The following is a 23213-nucleotide window of genomic DNA, read 5'->3' as shown; positions in this document are numbered from 1 at the left end:
CGGCCGTGCTGCTGATCGCGCTGCTTGGCTTCGTCGCCTTCGTCCTGCTGGCCTACGCCGCGCTCACCCGGCCGGCGCCGGCGGCGCGTCGCCGCCTGGGCGAGCTTGCGCTGGGCCGGCCGCGCCTGCCGTCGCTCGAGCGGGAAGGCCCAACGCGGGGCGAGGCGCTGCGCCGCTGGCTGCGCGAGGCGCTGCCCGGCCGCACGCGCGACCGCATGGCCAGGGCGCTCTACGCCGCCGGCCTGGGCCTCGACCCGGAGACGGCGCTGATCCTCTGGGCGCTGTTCGGCGCCGGCCTACCCCTGCTGATCCTGCTGGAGCTGAGCGCGGGCAAGGCGGGACTCGGTGGCCGCGGCGTGCTCGCCGTGGGCGCCACGGCGGTGGCTTCGCTCTACGGCCCGCTGGTGCTGGTGCGGGCGCGGGCGCGCGGCCGCCGGCACAAGCTGCTGCGCGCCATGCCGGACATGATGGACCTGCTCACGACGTGTGTGGAGGCGGGACTCGGCATCGACGCGGCGCTGGCGCGCGTGGCCGAAAAGGTGCGCGAGCCGCTGCGCACGGAGCTGCGCCGCACGCTGGGCAGCGTGGCGATTGGCCGCAGCCGCAAGCAGGCGCTGCAGGACCTGGCGGCGCGCAACGGCGTGCCGGACCTGAGTTCGTTCGTCACGGCCGTGGTGCAGTCGGAGACGGTGGGCAGCAGCCTGGGCGAGACGCTGCGCGTGCAGGCCGAGGTCGTGCGCGTGGCGCAGAAGCAGCGCGCCGAGCAGGCCGCGCAGAAGGCGCCGATCAAGATCATCTTCGTGCTGGCGCTGCTGCTCTTCCCCACGATGTTCGCCGTGATCCTCGGCCCGGCTGTGATCGGCTTCGTGCAGCGCGGAGGCCTGCTATGAACCGCTCGAACCCCGCACTACGCCGGCGAGGCTGGCTGCACCGCGGCGAAGAGGGCCAGGCGCTCGTGCTCTGGGTGCTCTGCCTCACCGTGATCATCGGCATGACCGGTCTTGTGCTGGACGGCAGCAACCTGCAGAACAACCGCCGCCACCTGCAAAACGCCGCCGATGCCGCCGCCTTCGCCGGCGCCTACCGCCTGCCGCAAGATCCCACTGCCGCTACGACCGAGGACCTGCAATGGCTGACGGCCAACGGCAGCAGCGGCGGCGAGGTCACCACCAACGTTGTCAGCCAGACCTACGTGCCCAACGACACGATCACCGTCTCGCTTACACGCACGGTGGGCTACTCCTTTATGCGCGTGCTCGGCCTGACCAGCGGCAGCGTGGGAGCCAGGGCGGTGGTAGTGGTCGGCACGATCACGCAGGGAGCCGTCGGCTGCGGCGGCTTCGTGCCCTATGCGATCTGGTTTGAGAACAAGGACGGCACGCCTCTAGCAGTTGGTGACGTGGTCGTCTTCCGATCGAATGCCTGGGTGCAGAAGAGCGTACAAGCCGTCCCCGGACCCGACTGGACGGGCACATCGAAGGATTTTAAGGGCTTCTTCAGGACGGGCAGCAATTTCGTGAGCGGCTGCGGCAGCAGCAACCCCTTCGTTGCCGACGGCGATATCTTGACGAAGGGCGGCGACGCCTGCGGCAGTGTCACAGATCCGACGAAAGAAGCCTATTGGATTAACCTGATCAACCAGGCCTACATCAACCAGACACCAATCATAGTAACCGTCCTCAATTACGAATCTGGCAACGGCAATGTGAATGTTACGGTCGAGACCTTCGCGGCCTTGAATGTGAACATCTCCCAGAATGCAGGAACGCTGCCGATCAACCCGCCGAACGCCTGCTCGAAAGACATTTACGGACAGATCACCCAGCTCAGCACCACGCTCGCCGGCTTCAACACCGGCACCGGCACACCGCCGCCGCCGGGCGGCTCCTGCGGCACCGGCATCGGCGTCTGCATGCCGAAGCTGATCCAATGAGCGTGGCGCCAGCCGAACACGGCGAGACTGTTCGACTGCTGGTGCCGGCCGCGCCTCGGGAATCGGACCCGCGGCGCTGGCAGGAGCGTGCCGCGCGGCGCCGGCGCGGCCGGCTTGTGCTGGCGACGATCGCGATCGCGGCGATGCTCGGCGCCGGCCTGCTGCTCAGCCCCCGCCTCTCGCGGCGCCGCCTCACGCTGGTGCAGAGTCCGGACGCGGCGGCGCCCGCCCCGCTGTCCGCCGCAAGCGACGCCGACCCGGAGTCGGTGCCGGCCGGCCCGCCGCCCGTCGACGCGCCGCGGCAGATCGTGCAGGCGCTGGCCGGCCACGCGGCAAACGCCGCCGGTGCAGCAGGCGCCCCCGGCCCGGCCGCCGGCCCCGCGCCCGCCGCGGCCGCGGACGCTAGCACGGAGGCCGCGTCCGACGCCGCTGCCACGAATGCTGAGCCAGCACCGTCCGGGGTCGGCGGACCTGCCGCGGGCGATGCAGCCGCCGTGCCGGCGGCGCCGCCCGCGGCGATCAGCGCCGCACCGACCGCGGCAGCCGACGGCCGCTCCTACCTGAATACGACTGCGCCGCCTGCCGTCGCGTCATCGGCAGGCGCCGTGATCGTCTGGCCGGCGCGCGGGCCGATCACCAGCCTCTTCGGGCCGGCGCATCCGCTCGGCATCGACATCGGCATTCCGCAGGGCACGATCGTGCAGGCGATGGCCGACGGCCGCATCGCCTTCGCCGGCGGCAACGCCTGCTGCAGCTACGGCTACTACGTCGACATCGACCACGGCGACGGCATCATCACCCGCTACGGCCACCTGCTCTACGTGCCCGCGCTCGCCGTGGGCCAGCCGATCCACGCCGGCGACCCGATCGGCCTCTCCGGCACCACGGGCAACAGCACCGGCCCGCACCTGCATTTCGAGGTCCGCCTCAACGGCTTCCCCGTCAACCCGCTGCTGGTGTTGCCCGGCGGACGCTGACGGACGCGATGCCCGCCCGCGCGTTCAGGCCCGCCGTCCCGCGGCCGCTTGCGGGCGCTGCTGCTCCCACGCCGTGCGCCCCAGGCGCAGCCAGTCCGTCACGCGGGCCACGCGTTGGCCCAAATCGCGCGCCGCCGCCAGTTCGGGCGGCCGCGCCAGGCGGTTGCCTTCCGCGCCGGCGATCACGGTGGCGCCGTAGGGCGCGGCGTCGTTGGCGAGGATCGGCGCCCCCTGTCCCGGCGTCACCGTGATCATGCCCAGGTGCATCATCAGCGTCAGGATCGAGTGCAAGCCCTGCTCGTTGCCGCCGTGCGCCGTGGCCGAGGCGGTGAAGGCCGCGCCCACCTTGTCGCGGAAGCGCTCGGCGTACCAGGGGCGCGAGCGGTCGTGCTGCGGCGGGTTGCTCGCGGTCAGGCAATCCTCGAAGAAGCGCTTGATCGGTGAAGCCATGCTGCCGAAGTACGACGGCGCGCCGACGATCAACGCGTCCGCGGCGGTGAGGCGCCCGAGCAGCGGCGCCCGGCGCAGCGCCACGGCCTGCTCATCCTCACCCGGCCGCGGCATGTCGATCGGATCGTCGCCGATCTCCAGCAGGTGCACGTCGGCGCCGGGTTCCTGGAGCACCCCCTCCGCGATCGCTTCGGCCAGGTCCTTGAGTACGCCGAAGCGGCTGTAGTACAGGATCAAGACTTCACTCGCGGGTCTGGCAGCGGACATCGCAGCATCTCCCGCGGCGCCTGCCCTGTGCGCCGCCCGGCCTCCTCCGGCCTTGTTGCATCATCGCGCCGCGCGCCCGCCGCGTCTGTCCGGCAACTGCCCCCTCTGCAGCCCGGCAATCGCCCGACACGTTTGCCTGCCTGTGTCTGACAGACCGCCGGCCGCGTGCAGTGGAGACTGGTCTCGCGGCCAGCGGCATGCGCGGCGTCTGCAGGGACGCGCCAGCTGCCGGCGTTGCGGGAGGATAGTGATGCAGATGCTGACAGCGCTCGATCTGCGGCAGCCGCACGAGGCAACCGTTGCCCTGGCCGTGCGCGCGGCGCAGCGGCTGCAGGCCGATGTTCACCTGCTGACCGTCATTTCGCCGCACCACGAGCACGGCACCTTCGTGCCGGCGGTTCCGTTCGGGGGAGCAGCCTCGCGGCCGGCGGCCGACCCGAGCGGCGGGCTGATTCCCTACCCCACGCCGCCGTCTGCCGCCGATGTCATCGTCGAGACGCGCACACAGGCGGCCGTCCGCGCCGTTGACGAAGCGCACGATCGCCTGGCCAACCTCGGCAAGCGCTTCAGCGGACGTCCCGTCACCCTCGCCGTCGAGATCCATGAGCGGCCGGCGGCGGCGATCGCGGCCTACGCCCGCCGGCAGCCGATCGATCTGGTGGTGATGGGCACGCACGCGCGCGGCGCCGTGCGGCGCACGGTGCTGGGCAGCGTCGCCGAAGGCGTGGTGCGCGAGCTGGAGATTCCCGTGCTGCTGGCCGGCCCGCACATGCAGATCGATCACACGACGGGCTGGACGACGCTGATCGTCTGCGTGGACGGCTCGCCCTTCGCGGAGTCGATCCTGCCGCTGGCCGCCTGGGTGCGCCGCCTGGACCTGCGGGTGGTGCTCGTCTCCGTCGCGCCCGTCGATCCCGTGGCGGTGCCGCCGGCCGATGTGCTGGAAGGCAACTACGTGCACGGCCTGGCGGAAGCCCTGCGCCGGCAAGGCGTCGATGCGCAGTGGGATGTCCTACATGGCGACGATGCCGCGCGCGCGATCAGCGACTACGCCGCCTCGTGGCCCGGCAGTGTGATCGCCCTGGCGACGCACGCGCGGCACGGCCTGCCGCGGCTGTTCTCCGGCAGCGTCGCCATGCGCGTGGTGCAGCAGGCCCGCGGCCCCGTGCTGGTCCTGCATCCGCGCACGCTGCTCGGGGAACACCGCTGACGGGCCGAGCGGCGCAATGCCCTGAGCATGACTCCATGCTTTCGATTCAGGGACGAGGAAGAACGCATGACCGATCACGTCGTTTTGCTGCCGCTGGATGGCTCCGAACTGGCGGAGGGCGCCTTGCCGCTCGCCCGCGCCGTCGCAAGGGCGCTGGGCTTCGGCATCCGCCTTGTCAGCGTCGTCGACACCGGCCCCGCCTGGCCACACGCCCGCGCGACGGCGGAGCACGATCGGCTGCTGGAGGCCGAACAGGAAAAGGCCAAGCACTATCTGCACCAGCAGGCCGCCAGGCTGGAAACGTCGGGCCAGCCGGCCGGCGTACTGCTGGCGCAGGGCGAGCCGATCGAGCAACTGCTTGCCGCCGCCGAGGATGCCGACGTGGCGCTGGTCGTGATCGCCACCCACGGCCGCGGCGGCCTGCAACGCTGGTACCTGGGCAGCGTGGCGGATAAGCTGATGCGCCTGGCACCGCGCCCCGTGCTGCTGCTGACGCCGGAGCCGTCCGCCGATCGTACGGCCGCGGCGCCGCTGCGGCGGATCGCAGTGCCACTGGACGGATCCGAGCTCGCCGAGGCGGCGCTGCCGGTTGCCGCGCGCCTCGCCCAGGCGACGGGCGCCGCGCTGCTCCTGATCCGGGCGCAGCCGTTCGTGCTGACGGCGACGGAACCCTATGCCTATGTCCCGGACCTGGCCGAGATCCAGGCAGAGATCGATCAGGCCGACCAGGCGTATCTGCAAGAGGTGCGCACGCGTCTGCAGTCCATACCCGAGGTCGAGACGGTGCTGCTGCGGGGTGCGGCCCCGCTGGCCCTGCTGGACTACTTCAAGACCGAGCCGGCGGACCTGGTGGTGATGACCACGCACAGCCGCGGTGGCGTCAAGCGGCTGGTGCTGGGCAGCACGGCCGATCGGATCGTGCGCTCCGGCGTGCCCACGCTGCTGTTGCGGCCCGATCTGCAACCCGGCGCTGCCATCTCCTTCGAGACAGCCGGCGCGGAGCGGCCGGCGTAGCACGGCTCGCCCCGTGGGGCAAAACCGGCCCGCCACTGTCTCTGCCTGCCCGGCATACGTGAGCGCCTCCGTTCGGCAGTGTTGAGAGACAGACGGCCCGCGACGCGCGGAGCTTTTGGCGCCCGGCGCCCGCACGCGGGGTCGGGCCGGCGCAGGAGCGGTGGAGATGGTTGCGGAGCGGATCCTGGTGTGTCTCGATGGCAGCGGCGTGGCCGAAGCGGTGCTGCCCCTGGCAATGGCGATCGCGCGCGGCACGGGCCAGAAGCTGGTGCTGCTCGCCGTCGTCGAGGCCGATCCGCGGCTTGCGCCCACGAGCGACGGCGATCGCGAGGCGGCCGCGCAGCAGCGGCGCCAGGCGCTGGAGCAGTACCTGATCCGCAGCGAACGGCGCCTGCGCGAGGACGGGCTGCAAGTCGCCACCGCGCTGATGTGGGGCGATCCGGCCGGCGAGATCCAGGGGGCGGCCACGGCGCTGAATGCGTCGCTGATCGCGATGGCGACGCACGGCCGCGGCGAATTGGCCCGCTGGGCGCTCGGCAGTGTCGCGGATGATGTGGCCAGCCGCGGCAACCGCCCCGTCCTGCTGGCTAACAGATGGTTTCAAAACCGGCGTTCAGGTGCGATCGCACACCTACAAGCGGGAACTCGAGCCGGTTTTGAAACCATGTCTAAGTACGACGGTGGGGAGCGGCAGGCTCCGGCTTCCATCCAACGCATCCTGGTGCCCCTGGACGGCACCGCGCTGGCCGAAGCCGCGCTGGCGCCGGCGACCGAGCTCGCCCGCGCGCTCGGCGCCCGCCTGCTGCTCGCCCGCGTTGTGCAGGAGTACGCCTCGTGGACGCCGGGCCATGGCCACGTGCCCGACGCCGGGGCCACCGAGCGCCGCCAGACCGCGCGCGCCGAAACCTACCTCAGCGGCAAAGCCACAGGGCTGCCGCCGAATCTGCCGGTCGAGTCCCTCGTCCTGCACGGTGCGGCGGGCGCCGAGCTGATCGCGCTGGCTCGCGCCGCCGGCGTTGACCTGGCTGTGATCGCCTCGCACGGCCGAACCGGGCTGAGCCGAACGCTGCGGGGCAGCGTCGCCTTTGACCTGATCGCCGCCGGGCTGCCCACCCTGATCGTGCCGCAAGGGGCGGTCACGCCACCGGCTACCGACTCGTCCGACACGAATGGACGCGCGCTCCATTCCGCCCGCGCGACGTCCTGATCGTGCTGACTGCGCACCGTATCATGGCTGCGGATGGCCGCATGGCCGAGCGGGTCCGGCGGCAAGCTGCGCGCCTGGAGAGATGGATGACGGAGAGCAACGGCGTGCCGGCGGGAACCGAACGAACCGCGTCGGCCGACGACGCGCGCTTTCGCAACCTGCTGGAGGCTGCGCCCGATGCGATCGTGATCGTGGATGCCGCCGGCAAGATCGCGATTGTCAACCAGCAAGCCGAAGCGCTGTTCGGCTATCGCCGCGATGAACTGCACGGCCGGCCGATCGAGCTGCTGATCCCCGCCCGCTTCCACCATCGGCATGTCGCCGATCGCCAGGGCTACATCGCCGCGCCGCACACCCGGCCGATGGGTGTCGGCCTGGAGCTGTACGGCCAGCGCAAGGACGGCGGCGAGTTTCCGGTCGAGGTGAGCCTGAGCCCGCTCGACTCGGACGGCCAGTTGCTGATCACCAGCATCGTGCGGGACATCAGCCGCCGCCGCCAGATCGAGGCGATCGTGCGCGAGCAGGACCAGCGGCTGCGCGCCCTGCTCGAGGGGGTGCGCGACTACGCGATCTTCATGCTCGATCCGGACGGCCGCATTGCAAGCTGGAACGCCGGCGCCGAGCGCATCCTCGGCTACCAGGCCGATGAGATGCTGGGGCAGCACTTCTCGCGCTTCTATCCACCCGAGGCCGTGGCCACCGGCGCGCCGGAGCGCGAGCTACAGGCCGCGCGCGACGAGGGGTACGTGCACGATATCGGCGTGCGCGTACGCAAGGATGGCTCGCGCTTCTGGTCCGAAGTCGTGCTGACGGCGTTGCGCGACGAGCACGGCGGCCTGCAGGGCTTCGCCAAGGTCACGCAGGATATCACCGCGCGCCTGGAAAGCGAGCGCGAGCTGCAACACGCCAAGGAGGAAGCCGAGCAGGCGAATTTGGCCAAGAGCGAGTTTCTTTCGCGCATGAGCCACGAGCTGCGCACGCCGCTGAACGCCGTGCTCGGCTTCGCGCAACTGCTGGAGTTCGATCCGCTTGAGCCGCAGCAGCAGAAGAACGTGGAGCGGATCCTCAAGGCCGGCCGCCACCTGCTGGAGTTGATCAACGAGGTGCTCGACATCGCGCGGATCGAGTCCGGCCGCCTGCCGCTTTCGCCGGAGCCGGTGCGGCTGCGTGAGGTGGTCACGGAGACACTGGATCTGGTGCGGCCGCTGGCCGCTGAACACGAGATCAGCGTGTCGCTGGCCGGCGACGCCGAGATCGACGGCCGCTTTGTGCTGGCCGACCGCCAGCGGCTCAAGCAGATCTTGCTCAACCTGCTCTCCAACGCCGTGAAGTACAACCGCGACCAGGGCAGCGTGAGCGTCGTCTGCTCCGCGCCCGCCGCCGGCCGCCTGCGTATCAGCGTGCGCGACACGGGCCGCGGCATCCCCGCGGCCAAGCTCTCCCGCCTGTTTCAGCCCTTCGATCGCCTGGGCGCCGAGACGACCGAGGTCGAGGGCACGGGGCTCGGGCTGGCGCTTTCGCGGCGGCTGGCGGAGGCGATGGGCGGCACGATCGGCGTGGAGAGTACGATCGGCGCCGGCAGCGTCTTCCACATCGAGCTGATCGAAGCCGCGGATCCGCTGCTGCAGCAGACGTTCGCCGCACCTGCCGGCGAGCCGCGACCGGAACCGTCCGGCCGCACACAGCGCGTGCTCTACATCGAGGACAACCTCTCCAACCTGGAGCTGGTCGAGCAGATCCTCGAACGCTGGCCGGGCGTTGGCTCGCTCGCCGCCATGCAGGGTCGCCTCGGCCTCGACCTGGCGTTCCAGCACCGGCCGGACGTGATCCTGCTCGATCTGCACCTGCCGGATATGAACGGCCTTGACGTGCTGCAGGTGCTCAAAGCGAACCCGGAGACGGCGGCGATCCCCGTGGTCATTCTCAGCGCCGACGCCACGCCGGGGCAGGTCGAACGGCTGCTCACCGCCGGCGCCCACGCCTATCTGACCAAGCCGCTGGACGTGGCGGAGTTTCTGACCGTCGTGGCGGACGCCCTGCAGCGGCACGCCGGATCGCGGGAGGGCTGATGGCCGAATCCAGCCTCGCCGGCGCCCGCATCCTCGTCGTCGACGACGAAGAGGCCAACGTCGACCTGCTGCAGCAGTTGCTGGCGCGCGCCGGCTTCCAGCATGTGGCCGGCCTCACCGATCCGCGCGCCGTGCTGCCGCGGATCACGAGCGAAAGCTTCGACCTGGTGCTGCTCGACCTGCTGATGCCGCACCTGGACGGCTTTGCGGTGCTGGAGCAGATTAAAGGCGCACTCACGCCGGACGATTATTTGCCGATCCTGGTGCTCACCGCCGACGTGACGCCGCAGACGCGGCAGCGGGCGCTCGCCTCGGGCGCGAAGGACTTTTTGACCAAGCCCTTCGACCGCGTCGAGCTGGTGCTGCGCGTCAGCAACCTGCTGGAGACGCGGTTGCTCTACCTGCGCCTGCGGCAGCAACGGGAGGCGCTGGAACAGCTCTACGCCCGCGCCCGCAGCGATCTGCACGACCGCGACGCCGCGCAGTCGGTGCTCTCGCACGATCTCGGCCAGCCGCTGGCGGCGATCCGCGCGGTGAACCGGCGGCTGCGCCGTCGCGCCGAGGCGGGCACACCGCCGCCGGCGTCCGAGCTGGCCGGCCAACTGGCGCTGATCGACGAGGCCTCAACCGCGATGCTGGGGATGCTGCGCGAGCTGCTCGACCTGGCGCGCTTGCAGGCCGGCCGGCCGCTCGACCTCGACTACGCGCCGGTTGACCTCAACGCGCTCGTGCAGGCGCAGGTGACCCTCCACCAAGCGACGACGAGCCGGCATCAGATCCGCGTGGCCGAGCCGGACGGCCCGATCACGGGCGAGTGGGACGAGCAGCGGCTGGCCCGGGTGATCTCCAACCTGCTCTCCAACGCCGTGAAGTTCAGCCCCGCCGGCGGCACGATCACGGTCGAGATACGGCGTGAGCAGCAGGACGCGGCGCGGCAGGCGGTGCTGCGCGTGCGCGACGAGGGGATCGGCATTCCCGCCGACGAGCGGGAGCGGTTGCTGCAGCCCTTCTACCGGGCGCGCAACGCCGCGGGCACCCTGCGCGGCAGCGGCATCGGCCTGGCAGCGTCGCGGCAGATCGTCGAGCAGCATGGCGGCTCGATCGCGCTGGAGAGCCGCGAAGGCGCCGGCACGACGGTCACCGTGCGGCTGCCGCTGGACGAGGCCGACGAAGACCCGGACCTCCGCAACTGAGCGGCATGGCGCTGACCGTTGATCGCCTTCAGCACTGTCATGCGCTGCCCGACAGACGCGCGGTTCGCGCCCGCCTACGCTCGGCGTACGAGGGAGGTGGCGCGATGACGACGACCATGAGCCCCGCCCGGCCAGTCGTCGGCTCCGAGCGTGACGGCTACCGTCGTGCCGGACACCGCCGTCCGAGCGCGCGGAAGGACCGCGGCGGAGCCGACTCGCCGGCGCACACCACGGCCGGGCGCATCGTCACGCGGCGGCAGGCAGCGCTGGCGCTCGATCCGACGGTGCGGGCGTTGTTGCCGCGGCTGTCTGCCCGGCTGCTGGTGATGCAGCCGTCGCTCACCATCTACGACACCATCTGGCCGGCAACACCGGAGGCCGGCGCCTGCTGGACGTTGACGGCGCGGATCTTCGGGCCGGTGATGCACATCGTCTGCTCGTACGCGGTAACCCTTTGCTTCGACGCGGAAGACCGGCCGCACCATTTCATCGTCAGCGGCGCCACGCTTGCCGTGAGCGAGGACGCATCCGGGCCGGCGCTGGCCAGGGCGATCGCGGCGGCCAGGCGAGCCGGCCCGCTCTGCACGGCGTCGCCAAACGTGCAGCCCTTCGCCCTGTGACCGGGGCAACCTAGGGCCCACGAAGACGCCGCTGGTTCTCTCACCAGCGGCGTCTTCGTGGGCCCTGCCGGCGCGGCGGTGGTGCCGCTCACGGACCAGCGCGGCGAGGTCGCTACGCAAAGAGAGGGCCGGCGCCCGCTCGGGGTGTGAGCGGGCGCCGGCTGAGGAGAACGGTGCGGGAGACTGGCCTCCCGCGCCCGTTCACTTGACGGTGAGCGTGCCGGTCATCTCGGCGGGATGCACGTCGCACTGGAACTTGTAGCTGCCCGGCTGCGTCGGCGTGAAGGTCACGCTGCCGCTCTTGCCGCCCTCGAGCAGCGCGGTCTGCACGTCCTTGCCGTCCGCGCCCTTCAGGCCGATCACGTGCAGGTTGTGCATGGCGCTGCCTTTGTTGGTGAGCGTCAGCGTCAGCGCCTCGCCGGCCTTCACGCTGAGCTGCTTCTGGGTGAAGGCGTTATCCGTCGCCGTGATCGCGTTGCTGCCGCCCGCCGCGGCCTGGCCGCCGCTTTGCGCCTGCGCCCCGCTCTGCGCCGGCTGCGCGGGAACCTGCGCCGTGGGCATAGGCATCGGCGCGTTCATGTCGTGCACCGCGGCGCCGCTCACCGGCGGCTGGCCGACCTGGATGACGCCGATCGCGCCCTTCGAGGCATCGGCGAAGGAGTGGGTGACGAAGGGGTAGGTGCCGGCGTTGGGCATCGTCATCTCGAACATCGCGCCGCCGCCGGGCGGCACGTTGTAGGTCTGCACGCCGACCAGCTTGTTCGCCGTGTTGCCGTCGGGGTAGACCGCGCTGAAGATCGTGCCGATCACGTGGAAGGCGCTGGTGTCCACCGGCCCGGCGTTCACGACGTAGAGGCGGACCAGCTGGCCCGGATCGGCCGTCAGCGGGTGCTCGCGGTACTGGTTGAACATGCCGTTGAAGACGACGTAATCCGGCGTGCCGGCCAGCATCTTGTTCACGTCACCGACGTAGACATCGCCCTGCTGCTTCAGGTAGTACTCGGACTGCACCAGCACGTACTCTTTGGCGGGCGGCAGCGGCGTGGGCGGATCGACCACGATCGCGCCGAACATGCCGTCGGCGATGTGCTGGATCACCGGCGCGGCGCTGCAGTGGAACATGAACACGCCGGGCCGGTTCGCCGTCCAGCTGAAGCTGAACGATTCACCGGGCAGCACGGTCTTGTAGTTGGCGCCCGGATCGATCTCCGCGGCGTGGAAGTCCATGCCGTGGCCCATCGTGCCGTTATTCGTCAGCGTGAACTTGACCGTGTCGCCCTGGCGCACGTGCAGCGGCTTCGCCGGGATGCTGTCGCCGAACGACCAGCCCTGGAAGTTGATCCCCTTGGCGATGCCGATCATCGTGCTGTCGCTCGCGGTGAGCGCGATCTCCTTCACCGGCGTGTCGGCCAGCGGCGGCAGCGTGGCGTCGAACGGCTGCGCCTGCGCCTGGTCCGAAACCTGCATCGGGAGAGTGCTCGCGGCCGGCCGGCCGGCCCCGGCCTTCAACTGATCGATCTGGTGTTGCAGGCCCTGCGTATCGCCCGCCGACCAGTCGCTCAGAATCGCGGCCTGCACGGCCAGCGCCGCCCAGACCGCGCCTACCAGCACGGCAAGGGCCAGTAATGTCTTGCCGGAGGGGAAGGGGAAGCCTCTCCTCGGTGCGGCAGGCTGCTGTGAAACTAACGCCATCGCTGCGCCTCCACTACGATCGGTCCGGCGCTCGCCTGAGGAGGGCCGGATTCTTCTGTCTGCAGTGTCAATGCCGCGGAGCTGCGCGTCTGCCGGGCCAGATCGGAGAAGCGCCGGTCGTTTTCCCTGACAAAGCGACGCCCCTCGCTACGGCATTACCCGACAGACGGCGGCGCGTAGAACCCTGATGCTGATCGGAGCGGGCGCGGCGGCTGCCGCTTCCCTTCGGCCAGCGGATGACGGCGACGAGCAACCAGCCCGGCGGCGAAGTTCAGCGCCCCACGCTCAATCGCACGCTGGGCCTGGCCGAGGTCACGGCCGGCGGCGTGGGCATGATCGTCGGCGCCGGCATCCGCGTGCTGATCGGCGCGGCGGCGCTGGTCTTCTTCGCCTTCCTCGGCTTCGACGAGGTCAACACCGTGGCCGAGGAGACACGCGACCCCACGCGCACCGTGCCGCGGGCGCTGCTGCTCGGCCTGTTCGCCGTGGCGGCGATGCTGGCCAACCTGGAGACGCGGGCGTTGCGGCTGGGCGCCGTGCTGACCGTGCTTTTCATCGTCGCCGGGCTCGGCCGCGCCCGTGGGGCCGCCGCTCGCGACCGCTGATGCGCTGAGCCGGGGCATGTGCCGCCCGGCCCGCACCCGCGGCTGCGATCGCTATCCTCTGGCGGCGCGCGGAAGCCCGTGCAGCGCGCCCAGGGCGGCGCGCACGGAGCCGGTTTCCGCCAGCCGCCGCGCTCCCGCCGGCATTGCGCCGGTGCCCAGCACGTACATGGCGAACGGCGTACGCGGCGGCAGGCAACCGGCCAGCTCGTGCAGCTCCGGCGGCCCGCCGAGCACGGCGCCGATCCCCTGCCGCAGCCAGTGCGCGGCCTGGTCCGCGGCGCTCGTTACGTCCGCGGCCTCGATCGGCACGGCGCCGCGCCGGCTGGCGAGCGCCGCCGCCACGGCCGCGCGCAGCGGGCCTTCGTCGCCGGACACGAGCGTCACGCTGGGCCGCGCGCGCCGCGCGTAGCCCGCGGCGAGGCGGAAGCGCGCCCGCGCCGTCAGCGCTGCCCGGCGCCGCTGCGCCGGCGGTACCTCGCGCTCGTCCAGTTGGAAGCTGTACACCTTGCCGCGCACATAGGCGCGGTAGCACAGGTAGAACGGCAGCACGGCGCCGAGCGTCGTGTCGCCGCTGGCGGCCATGAAGGCGGCCACGAACTCATCAGCCAGGTCGGGACGGCCGTGCGCGTCGAGATCCATCGCCAAAAAGGCGATGTCGGCGGCCACATCGGCGTGGCGGAAGCGCTCGTTGAACTCGATGCAGTCGTAGATCTGGATCGTCTCGCCTTCGACGCAGACGGCAGAGAGGCGCAGATCGCCGTGGCCGTCGCGCGCTCTGCCCTCGGCAATGCGCTGCCGCCAGAGCGGCCGCAGGCGCAGCAGATCGGCGTAGGCCGCCGCGGCGATGCGCCGGTACTGCGCCGCGGTCAGCGTGCGGTCCACGTATGGCAGCGTCTGCGCGAAGTTCTCCTGCCAGTTGGTGAGCAGCATGGCGGGCCGGGCGCCGTCGTCGATCGCGGCGCCGCGATCTGCCTGCCGGTAGAAGCGGGCGAGCCGCTCCGCCAGCCGCGCGATCAACGCCGAGGAGAGCGCGTCCCGCTCCACGAGCCGGTCGAGCATCCCCGCCTGCGGCAGGCGCCGCATCAGCACGGCGTAGTCGGCCGCGGCGTCCGCGTCTCCCGCCCCGGCCAGCGCGAAGCCGCCGGGCGCCTTGACTACGGCGGCGATGCGCAGGTAGACGTCGCTGGTGAGCCGCCGGTTCAGCTGCAGCTCGGCCTCACAGGCGCGGCGCCGCTGCGCCGGCGTGGTGTAGTCGAGGAAACCGAAGTCGAGCGGCTTCTTCAGCTTGCAGACGCGCGTGGCGCCCAGCAGCACGTAGGAGCCGTGCGTCTGCACCAGCTCGGCGCGGCCCTCCCCCGGTCCCAGCGCGTCGGGCGCGAGCAAGGCCGTCACGTGCGCGGGCAGCGGGGAGGCGTCCACCCGCCCGGCCGCGGCGCGGCGTCTCGGCGGCATCGTGGCGTTTGGCTCCTTCCGGCGGCCGCGCTCAGGCTCAGTCTACCCGCCGCGGGGCTGCGGCACCTCACTCTCCTCGTAGCGGCCGCTGATCTCCCGCACCGGCACGCGGTAGACCACGAGATGTTCCGGCCCGTCCAGGTAGGGCGCGATGCTCGGCGGCTGGGCGCCGGCCTGACGCACGATGGCGGCCAGCGCGGCATCGCGCGCCGACTCCTCACCGATCTCCTCGAAGCTGCCGTGCACCATCACGCTGCGCCAGCGGGCGGGGGTGATGATCTGATCGACCTGCACGCAGACTTCTGGATGGCGGCGCATGCCACGCACCTTTTCGCCATCGCGCGACTGCAGGTAGAGGTTCGCGCCGTCGTAGCCGTAGTTGACGGGATAGATGAAGACGCGCTCGCCGTCCCAGACGCCGAGCCGGCCGATGCGTTCCTGGCGCAAGACCGCTCGCGCGTCCTCGTCTGTCAGTGTGCCCAGCATGGCCGTTCTCCCCAACCGCCGGAAGCCGAACCAGCGATCCGGTGTACAGGCTAGCGCCGCGGGGGCAGGGTGTCTGCCGGGCAACGCCAGACGCGGCGGGCGTAGCTTGCCCGACTGACACTCAGCCGGCGACGCGTTGAGATCGAATTGGACACAGCGCCACTACCGCTGCCAGCTTCGCAGGAGGCGCGCCATGCGACCGCCCGTGGTTCTCATTCCGCTCGATGGATCCGCCGAAGCCGAGGCCGCGCTGCCCGAAGCCGAGGCGGCCACGCGGGCGATGGGCCGCAGTCTGCGGCTGCTCGGCCTCAGCGCCGCCGCCGGCCCCGACGAGGCACTGCCCGAGTCGCCGCAGCAGCTTCGCGCGCTTGAGCGGCGCGAGCGGCTGGAGGACTACCTCCATCGCACGGCGCGGGCGCTGCAGCAGCGTGGCATTATGACCGAGGTGCTGGTCGCCGGCGGTGAGCCGCTGGCGGCGCTGCGGGAGGCCGTGGCGGCGCCCGAGGTCGTGCTGACCGTGATGGCGCGGCCGCGGGATGACGATCCGCGGTCGCTGGCGCCGAACGAGGCGGAGCGCGTGCTGATCGCGGCCGCGGCCGGCGCCGTGCTGGTGATCGCCCCGCGGCGTGCGGCACCGCAGCCCGCGTGAGCCGGTCGCCCGGCACCCGGCTCGTGGTGGAAGCGCATGCTACTGTACGGGCAGCGGCGCCTGGTCGCGGGCAAGCAGATCGCCGCGGATGGCAATCGCGCGATCGTGCCGGTTCACGCCCTGCTGCGCCTGCGGCTCGGCGCGGTGGGCAGGGTCGCCCTGTACGGCGAGCTCTGCACGCCGATCGGCGTGCTCGAACGCTCCGCCGGGCGGCGCTGGCACGGCGTGCCGGTCGTCGCCCGCGGGCCGGCCGGGTTGCTGGCCGGGCTGCTCGTCGCCGGCCTGCCGCGCACACGCTTCCGGCGCGCGATCGTACAGCGGCAACCGGGAGGAACGGCCATGGTTAACCAGGACAGCCGGGGGCAGACCCGAACGGAGAACGAAAGCAGCTGGCCCGATGCCCAGCTCTTGTCGGCCGTGGGCCGGGCCGCCGGCGCCGAGACGATCGCGGGCGCCCTGGCCGCGGCGGCCCGCCCCGAGGCGGCGGTCGGCCAGGCGATCGCCGCGCACGGTTTCACGGCGGTGCCGCTGCTGGAGACGATGTTCGGCGGCGGCTACGGTATCGGGCTGGGCGGCGGCACGGGGCCGCGGCCGGACGGCGCCCCCGGCAGCAGCGGCGGAGGCGGCGGTGGCGGCGGCGGCGGGCGCAGTCGGGCTGTTGCGATCGTAGTAGTTGGCCCGGACGGCGTGCAGGTGCGGCCGGTGGTGGACGTCACCAAGCTCGGCCTCGCCGCGATCGCCGCGGCGCTGGGGCTGCTCGGCATCGCGCGCTGGCGGCGGCGTTAGGCGGGCGGTGCAGGGCTCCCCGAACGGATCCGATCGCCGCGTCGCGAGTGAAGGGCGAAAATGACGACCTCGACCGAGCACACCCCGCTGCGCATCGTTCTGGCCGATGACCACGCCGTGCTGCGGGCGGGCCTGCGCGCCCTGCTGGAGGACGAGCCGGACTTCGCGATCGTGGGCGAGGCCGGCAACGGCGCCGAGGCGGTCACGCTCGTTGAGCGGCGGCGGCCCGACGTGGTGGTGATGGACCTCGACATGCCGGAGCTGGACGGGCTGGAGGCCACACGCCGCATCAGCGCCGCGGGGCTATCCACGAAAGTGCTCGTGCTCACGATGCACGACGAAGAGGCCCATATCCTCAAAGTCCTGGAAGCCGGCGGCTCGGGCTACGTGCTGAAAAGCGCCGCCGAGCGCGAGCTGATGCAGGCGATCCGCACCGTCGCGCGGGGCGAGGTGTTTCTCTATCCCGCGGCCACGCGCCTGCTGCTGCGCAGCTACCTGGCCGGCGAGCGCGGTGCGGCGGAGAGCCGGCCGGCGCGGGGCCGCCTCTCCGAGCGCGAGGAGCAGGTGCTCGCGCTGACGGCGGAGGGCTACAGCAACCACGAGATCGCCGGACGGCTCTATCTCTCCAGCAAGACGGTCGATACCTACCGCCAGCGCATCATGGAGAAGCTCGACCTGCACCATCGCTCCGAGCTGGTGCGCTACGCCCTGGACAAGGGCTTGCTGAAGCCGGGCGGCGCCTGAATCGCCGGCCCTCGCCCGCGCTTCGGCTCGCGGTCGCCTGCGGATCGGAGATGGCTGCCGCGCGGCCGCAGGAATGCCCCCACTGCATTTATTTGTCCTACGCCCTACGCCCTGTGCGACGGTCAGGCGGGCCGCGCGCCGTTCGCCTTCGCGCTCTGGCAGGCGCCGCAGCGGCCGAACAGCTCCACACGGTGATTGTCGATGGCGAAGCCGGTCTGCTCGGCGGCGTGCTGCACCGCCAGCTCGATCGCCGGGTCGTCGAACACGCCGACGCCGCCGCAGTCGGAGCAGACGACGTGGTGATGGTGGCCGCCCTTCACCAGCTCGTACTTGTAGGTGCCGGCGCCGAAGTCGATCTTCGCCGCCAGGCCGAGGCTCTGCAGCAGGTCCAGCACGCGGTAGACCGAGGTGAGTCCGGTCTTCTGACCGGCGCCGCGCAGGCGCAGGAAGATCTCGTTCGCGTCGAGGCAGCAGTCTTCACGCTCCATCGTCTCGACCACGGCGCGGCGCGGCCCGCTGAGCCTCAGGCCGGCCCGTCGCATGCGCGCGTCGATCGTCGCGTCCATCGTTGCTCTGCCTCCGCCAATATTGTACCCGACACGCACGATCCGCTCATGCGGTCATGCCCTGGCCGAATCGCGGTACCATACGCAGCGCGGGCGCAGCGGCCCGCGGAGGAGACGGCGATGGCGACGATCCAGGCGGTGACCGGCCCGATCGACACCGGCAAGCTCGGCCGCGTGCTGATGCACGAGCACATCATCACCCTCTCGCCGGGCGTCATCGAGAACTGGCCCGGTCTCTGGGACCGTGAGACGGTGAAGCAGCAGGCGATCGTGAAGCTGCAGGACGTGCAGCGCCGCGGCATCGACACGCTGGTGGACCTGACCACCGTGGACCTGGGCCGCGACGTGGCCTTCGTGCGCGAGATCGCCGCCGGCGCCGGCGTGAACGTGATCGTGGCCACGGGGATCTGGTGGCAGCCGCAGCGCTACTTTCACAGCCGCGAGGTTGACGCGATCGCGGACCTGTTCGTGCAGGATATCGAGCGCGGCACGGCGGGCACGAACATCCGCTGCGGCATCATCAAGTGCGCGACCGACACCGAGGGCGCCACGCCGCCGATCGAGAAGATCCTGCGCGCCTCGGCCCGTGCCCACCGCCGCACCGGCGTGCCGATCTCCACGCACACCTACGCCGCCGGCGAGATGGGCACCGTGCAGCAGGACATCTTCGCCTCCGAAGGCGTCGATCTCTCGCGCGTGATCATCGGCCACAGCGGCGACTCGGAGGACCTCGGCTATCTCAAGCGGCTGATGGACCGCGGCAGTTCCATCGGCATGGACCGCTTCGGCATCGACCGCCTGCTGCCGACCGACCGGCGCGTGGCCACCATCGCGGCGCTCTGCAAAGAGGGCTACGCCGGCAAGATGGTGCTCTCGCATGACGCGAGCTGCTTCTCCGACGCGCGCGACGCCGAGACGGTGCGCAGGCAGTGGCCGAACTGGCACTATAACCACATCCCTGACGATGTGCTGCCGGCGCTGCGGGCGCAGGGCGTGAGCGAGGCGCAGATCTCGCAGATGCTGGTCGACAATCCGCGCCGCATCTTCGAGCAGCAGGGGGCGTATTAGGCGGGCGAGGAACGAGGAAATAGGACGTAGAAAATAGGAAATAGTGCGTCTTCTTCGTTGCTATTTTCTGGTTCCTCTATCCTATTTCCTCCGGCTCCCGCACGCTGACCGACCTACCAGGAGGTGCCTCATGGTCGCGCAGGGGGTGTTCGGCAACCAGGTCCGCGGCGCCACGGTGGTTGTCACCGGCGCCACCAGCGGCATCGGCTACGAGACAGCGCGGGCCTTCGCCGGCGCCGGTGCCAGCGTTGTCGTCGCCGGCCGGCGCAAGGACCGCCTGGACGAACTCACCGCCGCGATCGAGAAGACGGGCGGCCAGGCGCTTGGCGTGCAGACGGATGTCTCCGACTTCGCCCAGGTGGAGGCGCTGATCGCGCGGGCGCGCGAGCGCTTCGGCCGGCTCGACGTGCTGGTCAACAACGCCGGCGTCGGCCTGGCCGCCGCCTTCGCCGATGTCACGCTCGAAGAGTTCCGCCGGCTGATGGACGTGAACTTCTGGGGTGTGGTGCACGGCTGCCGCGCCGCGCTGCCGGTGATGACCGAGCAGCGGCGCGGCGTGATCATCAACGTCGCCTCGATCATGGGCAAGCGCGGCATGCCCTTCAGCACAGCCTACTGCGCCAGCAAGTTCGCCGTGGTCGGCTTCACAGAAGCGCTGCGCACGGAGCTGGCCTCCAGCAACATCGCCCTGAGCGTCGTCTGCCCCGGTGCGGTCGAATCCGAGATCTGGCAGGCGGCGGGCAACCGGCTTGGCGGGCAGTTGCCGGAGTTCCCCAAGTACCCGGCTAGCCAGCTCGCGCAGGTGATCGTCAACGACGCGCGCTGGCCGCAGCCGGAGATCGTGCTCTCGCTCGACGCGCAGGCGATCGACTTCTTCAGCACCTTCGCCCCGCGGCTGATGGACTGGACGCTCTCGGCCGCGGCGCCGTTCATGCAGGCGCTGCAAGGCATGCAGGGCGGCCCGGCGGCCGGTGCCGGCAAACCTTCTTCACTCCGAGGGAACAGGGAGTAGCGGAGTAGGGGAGTAGAACTCCTCTTCAAGCAACACCCCTCCATACCTTCCCCCTCTCCATTTGATGGAGTTGATGGAGTTGATGGAGTTGATGGAGTTGATGGAGAGGGGCCAGGGGGTGAGGCGGCTACAGCACCGGCAAGTAGCGCTTCAGCTCGAAGTCGGTGATTGCGCTGCGGTACGCCTCCCACTCGATCAGCTTGTTCTGCACGAAGCTCTCCATCAGCCGCTCGCCCAGGGCGTTGCGCAGCAGCTCGCTGCCCGCGGCTTCTTCAATCGCCTCGTGCAGATCGCCGGGCAACTGGCCGATGCCGCGCCGCTCGCGCTCCTCCGCGCTCATGGCGAAGACGTTCGCCTCCACCGGCTCCGGCAGCGGGTACTCCTTCTCGATGCCGTCGAGTCCCGCGGCCAGCATCGCCGCGAAGGCGAGATAGGGGTTGCAGGCCGGGTCCGGCGCGCGGTACTCGGCGCGCATCTGGTCCGGCCGGCCGGTCTTCAACTCGGGAATGCGCACCAGGTTCGACCAGTTGCGCCGCGCCGCCCAGGTCAGGTAGACGGGCGCCTCATAGCCGGGCAGCAGCCGCTTATAGGAGTTCACCCACTGGTTGGTGACGAGCGTGATCTCGCGCGCGTGGCGCAGCAGGCCGGCCACGTAGCCTTGCGCTGCGGCCGAGAGGTGATAGGCTGCCGTCTCGTCGAAGAACGCGTTGGCTTCGCCGCGGAACAGCGACTGGTGCGTGTGCATGCCGCTGCCGTTCTGGCCGGCTAGCGGCTTCGGCATGAAGGTCGCGTAGACGCCGTGGCGCAGGGCCACCTCTTTGACCACCATGCGGTAGGTCATCGCCGCGTCGGCCATGGTCAGCGCGTCGGTGTAGCGCAGGCCGATCTCGTGCTGGCTGGCGGCGACCTCGTGATGGCTGTACTCGACGCCGATCCCCATCGCTTCCAGGGCCAGCACCGTCTCGCGGCGCAGGTCGCTGGCCACGTCCAGCGGCGTCAGGTCCAGGTAGCCGCCGTCGTCCAGCCCCTCGGTGCCCTCGGCGTTCTTGAAGTAGAAGAACTCCAGCTCCGGCTCGACGTAGAAGGTGTAGCCGAGCTTCGCGGCGCGCTGCAGGTTGCGGCGCAGCACGTAGCGCGGGTCGCCCTCGAAGGGCGTGCCGTCCGGCAGTTGCACGTCGCAGATCAGCCGCGCCACGGCCTGCGAGCGCGGCCGCCAGGGCAGCACCTGGAAGGTCGTGGGGTCGGGCATGGCGATCATGTCGGTCTCGTCGTGGCGGGCGAAGCCCTCGATCGCCGAGCCGTCGAAGATCATGCCCTCGTCCAGCACGTTCTCCAGCTCCTCGACCGTGATCGCCAGGCTCTTGAGCGAGCCGATGATGTCGGTGAACCAGAGGCGGATGAACTTCACGTCCTGGTCGCGGGCGTGTTGCAGGACGTACTCTTTGGTTTCCTGGCGCTCTTGCTCGTCGTTCATAGGAGCTCTGTCCTTGCATGCGGAGCTCTCGGCCCTCAACCTCTCCCGTCTCCTTCCCCCATTCGTTGCACGATGGGGGAAGGAGACGATCGAGCGTCGGGCGTTCCAATCAGCTATCGGTTAACCCGACGACGTCCGCGTCGTGCTGCGCCCGATCGCCCCTCGCCCAGGATTGGGAGAGGGGAAGGGGGTTGAGGGCCGAACGGCCCGCGGAGCCGCTCGCTCCACGGGCCAGTCCGAATCGCCTCGATTGTTGCCCCATGCCCCGGTCGGCTACGCGTCGAAATACTGCGCGTACTCCCACGGGTGCGGGCGCAGGCGCAGGCCGTCCACCTGCTCGCGCTTCATCTCAAACCACATGTCCAGCACGTCGGTGGTGAACACATCGCCCTCGAGCAGGAAGGCGTGGTCCTCCTCCAGACACTTCAGTGCCTCGTCAAGCGAGCCGGGCACGGTCGGGATCTCCCCCGCCAGCGGCCCTTCCAGCTCGTAGGTGTTCACGTCCAGCGGCTGGCCGGGGTCGATCTGGTTGCGCACGCCGTCCAGGCCGGCCATCGTCATCGCCGCGAAGGCGAGATAGGGGTTGCAGGACGGATCGGGCGGGCGGAACTCGATGCGCTTCTGCTTCGGGCTTTCCGAGATCATGGGGATGCGGCAGGCGGCGCTGCGGTTGCGGGCGGAGTAGACGAGGTTCACCGGCGCCTCGTAGCCGGGCACCAGCCGCTTGTAGCTGTTGGTCGTGGGAGCGCAGAAGGCCATGAGCGCCCGCGCGTGCTTCAGCAGACCGCCGATGTAGTACTTGCACATCTGGCTGATCTTGGCGTAGCCGTTGGCGTCGAAGAAGAGCGGCTCGCCGCCCTTCCACAGGCTCTGGTGGCAGTGCATGCCGGAGCCGTTGTCGCCGAACAGCGGCTTGGGCATGAAGGTCGCGACCTGGCCGTGCCGTCGCGCCACGTTCTTGACGATGTACTTGTACATCATCAGCTTGTCGGCCATCTTCGTCAGCGTGTCGAAGCGCATGTCGATCTCGCACTGGCCGGCGGTCGCGACTTCATGGTGATGCACTTCGACGGGGATGCCGGAGGCGACCATCGTCAGGATCATCTCGCTGCGCAGATCCTGCAGCTGGTCGTGGGGCGGCACGGGGAAGTAGCCCTCTTTGGCGCGCAGCTTGTAGCCCAGGTTGCCGCCGTTCTCGATGCGGCCGCTGTTCCAGTTGCCCTCCACGCTGTCCACGGCGTAGAAGGCCTCATTGGTGGAGGCGCCGTAGCGCACGTCGTCGAAGACGAAGAATTCGGCCTCGGGGCCGAAGTAGACCGTGTCGGCGATGCCGCTGGAGCGCACGTGCGCCTCGGCCTTGGTGGCGATGTGGCGCGGGTCGCGCGTGTAGCGCTCCTTTTTGATCGGGTCGTGCACATCGCAGACCAGCGAGAGCGTGGGCACGGCGGTGAACGGGTCGAGCACGGCCGTTGCCGGGTCCGGAATCAGGATCATGTCCGATTCCTGGATCTTCTGGAAGCCGCGGATGCTGGAGCCGTCGAAGCCGAGGCCATCGCGCCAGACGCCGGCGTTGACGTCGTCGTGGCCGTCGATCTCGTTCACATGGATCGAGAAGTGCTGCCAGGTGCCGGGCAGATCGACGAACTTGAGGTCCACGATCTGGACGTTGTTCGCCTTGACGAACTGCTGAATCTCCTTCGGGGTCAACGCCGCGCCTCCTCCGACTTTCGGGACTCTCA

22 protein-coding genes are annotated in these 23213 nt (G+C 70.5%); 15 read left to right on the top strand and 7 right to left on the bottom strand.

The genetic code is table 11. The annotated features are described in order from the left end of the window. The first annotated feature begins 5 nt into the window (after positions 1 to 5). The 3 genes from VKV26_02645 to VKV26_02635 are packed head-to-tail and all read left to right on the top strand — an operon-like array spanning position 6 to position 2910. The gene (locus tag VKV26_02645; GenBank protein HLZ68787.1) at positions 6 to 890 is read left to right on the top strand and encodes a type II secretion system F family protein; all 885 of its coding nucleotides are present in this window, start codon (positions 6 to 8) and stop codon (positions 888 to 890) included. Further along, the gene (locus VKV26_02640) at positions 887 to 1933 is read left to right on the top strand and encodes a Tad domain-containing protein (GenBank protein ID HLZ68786.1); all 1047 of its coding nucleotides are present in this window, start codon (positions 887 to 889) and stop codon (positions 1931 to 1933) included. Before VKV26_02645 ends, VKV26_02640 begins: the two co-directional genes overlap by 4 nt. After that, positions 1930 to 2910 carry a M23 family metallopeptidase gene (locus VKV26_02635; GenBank protein ID HLZ68785.1) on the top strand — a complete coding sequence of 327 codons (981 nt, stop codon included), beginning with the start codon at positions 1930 to 1932 and terminating at the stop codon, positions 2908 to 2910. The genes VKV26_02640 and VKV26_02635 overlap by 4 nt, the downstream gene beginning before the upstream one ends. Before the next feature lie 24 nt (positions 2911 to 2934). Here the strand turns inward: VKV26_02635 and VKV26_02630 are convergent, their stop codons facing one another. Then, entirely contained in the window at positions 2935 to 3627 is a 693-nt protein-coding gene (locus tag VKV26_02630; protein HLZ68784.1) for an NAD(P)H-dependent oxidoreductase, read from the bottom strand. Between the two features lie 250 nt (positions 3628 to 3877). Here VKV26_02630 and VKV26_02625 point away from each other — a divergent pair, with 250 nt between their 5' ends. From VKV26_02625 to VKV26_02600, 6 genes are all read left to right on the top strand, one after another. Continuing rightward, positions 3878 to 4837 carry a universal stress protein gene (locus VKV26_02625; GenBank protein ID HLZ68783.1) on the top strand — a complete coding sequence of 320 codons (960 nt, stop codon included), beginning with the start codon at positions 3878 to 3880 and terminating at the stop codon, positions 4835 to 4837. 66 nt (positions 4838 to 4903) lie between these two features. Next, on the top strand, positions 4904 to 5851 hold the full coding sequence (locus VKV26_02620; GenBank protein ID HLZ68782.1) for a universal stress protein: 948 nt from the start codon (positions 4904 to 4906) through the stop codon (positions 5849 to 5851). A 166-nt stretch (positions 5852 to 6017) separates the two neighbouring features. Next, positions 6018 to 7058: a universal stress protein gene (locus tag VKV26_02615; protein HLZ68781.1), complete on the top strand. Its 1041-nt coding sequence runs from the start codon at positions 6018 to 6020 to the stop codon at positions 7056 to 7058. 86 nt (positions 7059 to 7144) lie between these two features. Continuing rightward, positions 7145 to 9127 (top strand): PAS domain S-box protein, encoded by a 1983-nt coding sequence (locus VKV26_02610; GenBank protein HLZ68780.1) that lies wholly within the window; start codon positions 7145 to 7147, stop codon positions 9125 to 9127. Then, positions 9127 to 10320 carry an ATP-binding protein gene (locus VKV26_02605; GenBank protein HLZ68779.1) on the top strand — a complete coding sequence of 398 codons (1194 nt, stop codon included), beginning with the start codon at positions 9127 to 9129 and terminating at the stop codon, positions 10318 to 10320. The genes VKV26_02610 and VKV26_02605 overlap by 1 nt, the downstream gene beginning before the upstream one ends. Before the next feature lie 104 nt (positions 10321 to 10424). Next, a complete protein-coding gene (locus tag VKV26_02600; GenBank protein HLZ68778.1) occupies positions 10425 to 10940 on the top strand; it encodes a hypothetical protein in 516 nt (171 codons plus the stop codon). A gap of 201 nt (positions 10941 to 11141) precedes the next feature. Here VKV26_02600 and VKV26_02595 read toward each other — a convergent pair whose 3' ends face one another. Further along, positions 11142 to 12632 (bottom strand): cupredoxin domain-containing protein, encoded by a 1491-nt coding sequence (locus tag VKV26_02595; protein ID HLZ68777.1) that lies wholly within the window; start codon positions 12630 to 12632, stop codon positions 11142 to 11144. A 236-nt stretch (positions 12633 to 12868) separates the two neighbouring features. Between VKV26_02595 and VKV26_02590 the strand changes: the two genes are divergently transcribed. Further along, complete coding sequence (locus VKV26_02590; GenBank protein HLZ68776.1) at positions 12869 to 13237, top strand: hypothetical protein; 369 nt, start codon at positions 12869 to 12871, stop codon at positions 13235 to 13237. A gap of 51 nt (positions 13238 to 13288) precedes the next feature. Here VKV26_02590 and VKV26_02585 read toward each other — a convergent pair whose 3' ends face one another. Together VKV26_02585 and VKV26_02580 are read right to left on the bottom strand one after the other, a co-directional pair. Beyond that, positions 13289 to 14689 (bottom strand): kinase, encoded by a 1401-nt coding sequence (locus VKV26_02585; protein ID HLZ68775.1) that lies wholly within the window; start codon positions 14687 to 14689, stop codon positions 13289 to 13291. 42 nt (positions 14690 to 14731) lie between these two features. Beyond that, positions 14732 to 15175, bottom strand: coding sequence for a pyridoxamine 5'-phosphate oxidase family protein (locus tag VKV26_02580; GenBank protein ID HLZ68774.1), 444 nt, complete (start codon positions 15173 to 15175; stop codon positions 14732 to 14734). 193 nt (positions 15176 to 15368) lie between these two features. On the opposite strand from VKV26_02580, the gene VKV26_02575 reads away from it, so the two are divergent. Genes VKV26_02575 through VKV26_02565 form a run of 3 tightly spaced genes read left to right on the top strand, consistent with a single transcriptional unit; the run spans position 15369 to position 17354 of the window. Continuing rightward, a complete protein-coding gene (locus tag VKV26_02575; protein HLZ68773.1) occupies positions 15369 to 15824 on the top strand; it encodes a universal stress protein in 456 nt (151 codons plus the stop codon). A gap of 36 nt (positions 15825 to 15860) precedes the next feature. Further along, positions 15861 to 16610, top strand: coding sequence for a hypothetical protein (locus tag VKV26_02570; GenBank protein HLZ68772.1), 750 nt, complete (start codon positions 15861 to 15863; stop codon positions 16608 to 16610). A gap of 60 nt (positions 16611 to 16670) precedes the next feature. Then, positions 16671 to 17354: a response regulator transcription factor gene (locus VKV26_02565; GenBank protein HLZ68771.1), complete on the top strand. Its 684-nt coding sequence runs from the start codon at positions 16671 to 16673 to the stop codon at positions 17352 to 17354. Positions 17355 to 17476: 122 nt separating this feature from the next. Here VKV26_02565 and VKV26_02560 read toward each other — a convergent pair whose 3' ends face one another. Next, positions 17477 to 17920 (bottom strand): Fur family transcriptional regulator, encoded by a 444-nt coding sequence (locus tag VKV26_02560; GenBank protein HLZ68770.1) that lies wholly within the window; start codon positions 17918 to 17920, stop codon positions 17477 to 17479. A gap of 120 nt (positions 17921 to 18040) precedes the next feature. Here VKV26_02560 and VKV26_02555 point away from each other — a divergent pair, with 120 nt between their 5' ends. Both VKV26_02555 and VKV26_02550 read left to right on the top strand, forming a co-directional pair. Beyond that, the gene (locus tag VKV26_02555) at positions 18041 to 18988 is read left to right on the top strand and encodes a phosphotriesterase-related protein (protein HLZ68769.1); all 948 of its coding nucleotides are present in this window, start codon (positions 18041 to 18043) and stop codon (positions 18986 to 18988) included. 130 nt (positions 18989 to 19118) lie between these two features. Continuing rightward, a complete protein-coding gene (locus VKV26_02550) occupies positions 19119 to 20000 on the top strand; it encodes an SDR family oxidoreductase (GenBank protein ID HLZ68768.1) in 882 nt (293 codons plus the stop codon). 127 nt (positions 20001 to 20127) lie between these two features. Here VKV26_02550 and VKV26_02545 read toward each other — a convergent pair whose 3' ends face one another. Together VKV26_02545 and glnA are read right to left on the bottom strand one after the other, a co-directional pair. Then, complete coding sequence (locus tag VKV26_02545) at positions 20128 to 21474, bottom strand: glutamine synthetase family protein (GenBank protein ID HLZ68767.1); 1347 nt, start codon at positions 21472 to 21474, stop codon at positions 20128 to 20130. Between the two features lie 273 nt (positions 21475 to 21747). Continuing rightward, entirely contained in the window at positions 21748 to 23181 is a 1434-nt protein-coding gene (glnA, locus tag VKV26_02540) for a type I glutamate--ammonia ligase (protein HLZ68766.1), read from the bottom strand. Positions 23182 to 23213 lie beyond the last annotated feature (32 nt).

The organism is Dehalococcoidia bacterium (assembly GCA_035310145.1).
In the GTDB taxonomy this organism is placed as follows: Bacteria; Chloroflexota; Dehalococcoidia; order CAUJGQ01; family CAUJGQ01; genus CALFMN01.
The sequence above is the reverse complement of the archived record's forward strand: the minus strand, read 5'-3'. Positions and strand labels throughout refer to the sequence as shown.

What these genes read in the sequence shown, in the direction of transcription:
- VKV26_02605 (HLZ68779.1), top strand. Translation starts at nt 9,127, where the DNA reads ATGGCCGAATCCAGCCTCGCCGGCGCCCGCATCCTCGTCGTCGACGAC.
- VKV26_02560 (HLZ68770.1), bottom strand. Translation starts at nt 17,920, where the DNA reads ATGGACGCGACGATCGACGCGCGCATGCGACGGGCCGGCCTGAGGCTC.
- VKV26_02620 (HLZ68782.1), top strand. Translation starts at nt 4,904, where the DNA reads ATGACCGATCACGTCGTTTTGCTGCCGCTGGATGGCTCCGAACTGGCG.
- VKV26_02565 (HLZ68771.1), top strand. Translation starts at nt 16,671, where the DNA reads ATGACGACCTCGACCGAGCACACCCCGCTGCGCATCGTTCTGGCCGAT.
- VKV26_02545 (HLZ68767.1), bottom strand. Translation starts at nt 21,474, where the DNA reads ATGAACGACGAGCAAGAGCGCCAGGAAACCAAAGAGTACGTCCTGCAA.
- VKV26_02570 (HLZ68772.1), top strand. Translation starts at nt 15,861, where the DNA reads ATGCTACTGTACGGGCAGCGGCGCCTGGTCGCGGGCAAGCAGATCGCC.
- VKV26_02610 (HLZ68780.1), top strand. Translation starts at nt 7,145, where the DNA reads ATGACGGAGAGCAACGGCGTGCCGGCGGGAACCGAACGAACCGCGTCG.
- VKV26_02615 (HLZ68781.1), top strand. Translation starts at nt 6,018, where the DNA reads ATGGTTGCGGAGCGGATCCTGGTGTGTCTCGATGGCAGCGGCGTGGCC.
- VKV26_02625 (HLZ68783.1), top strand. Translation starts at nt 3,878, where the DNA reads ATGCAGATGCTGACAGCGCTCGATCTGCGGCAGCCGCACGAGGCAACC.
- VKV26_02580 (HLZ68774.1), bottom strand. Translation starts at nt 15,175, where the DNA reads ATGCTGGGCACACTGACAGACGAGGACGCGCGAGCGGTCTTGCGCCAG.
- VKV26_02600 (HLZ68778.1), top strand. Translation starts at nt 10,425, where the DNA reads ATGACGACGACCATGAGCCCCGCCCGGCCAGTCGTCGGCTCCGAGCGT.
- VKV26_02585 (HLZ68775.1), bottom strand. Translation starts at nt 14,689, where the DNA reads ATGCCGCCGAGACGCCGCGCCGCGGCCGGGCGGGTGGACGCCTCCCCG.
- VKV26_02640 (HLZ68786.1), top strand. Translation starts at nt 887, where the DNA reads ATGAACCGCTCGAACCCCGCACTACGCCGGCGAGGCTGGCTGCACCGC.
- VKV26_02630 (HLZ68784.1), bottom strand. Translation starts at nt 3,627, where the DNA reads ATGTCCGCTGCCAGACCCGCGAGTGAAGTCTTGATCCTGTACTACAGC.
- VKV26_02590 (HLZ68776.1), top strand. Translation starts at nt 12,869, where the DNA reads ATGACGGCGACGAGCAACCAGCCCGGCGGCGAAGTTCAGCGCCCCACG.
- VKV26_02550 (HLZ68768.1), top strand. Translation starts at nt 19,119, where the DNA reads ATGGTCGCGCAGGGGGTGTTCGGCAACCAGGTCCGCGGCGCCACGGTG.
- VKV26_02635 (HLZ68785.1), top strand. Translation starts at nt 1,930, where the DNA reads ATGAGCGTGGCGCCAGCCGAACACGGCGAGACTGTTCGACTGCTGGTG.
- VKV26_02595 (HLZ68777.1), bottom strand. Translation starts at nt 12,632, where the DNA reads ATGGCGTTAGTTTCACAGCAGCCTGCCGCACCGAGGAGAGGCTTCCCC.
- VKV26_02555 (HLZ68769.1), top strand. Translation starts at nt 18,041, where the DNA reads ATGGCGACGATCCAGGCGGTGACCGGCCCGATCGACACCGGCAAGCTC.
- VKV26_02575 (HLZ68773.1), top strand. Translation starts at nt 15,369, where the DNA reads ATGCGACCGCCCGTGGTTCTCATTCCGCTCGATGGATCCGCCGAAGCC.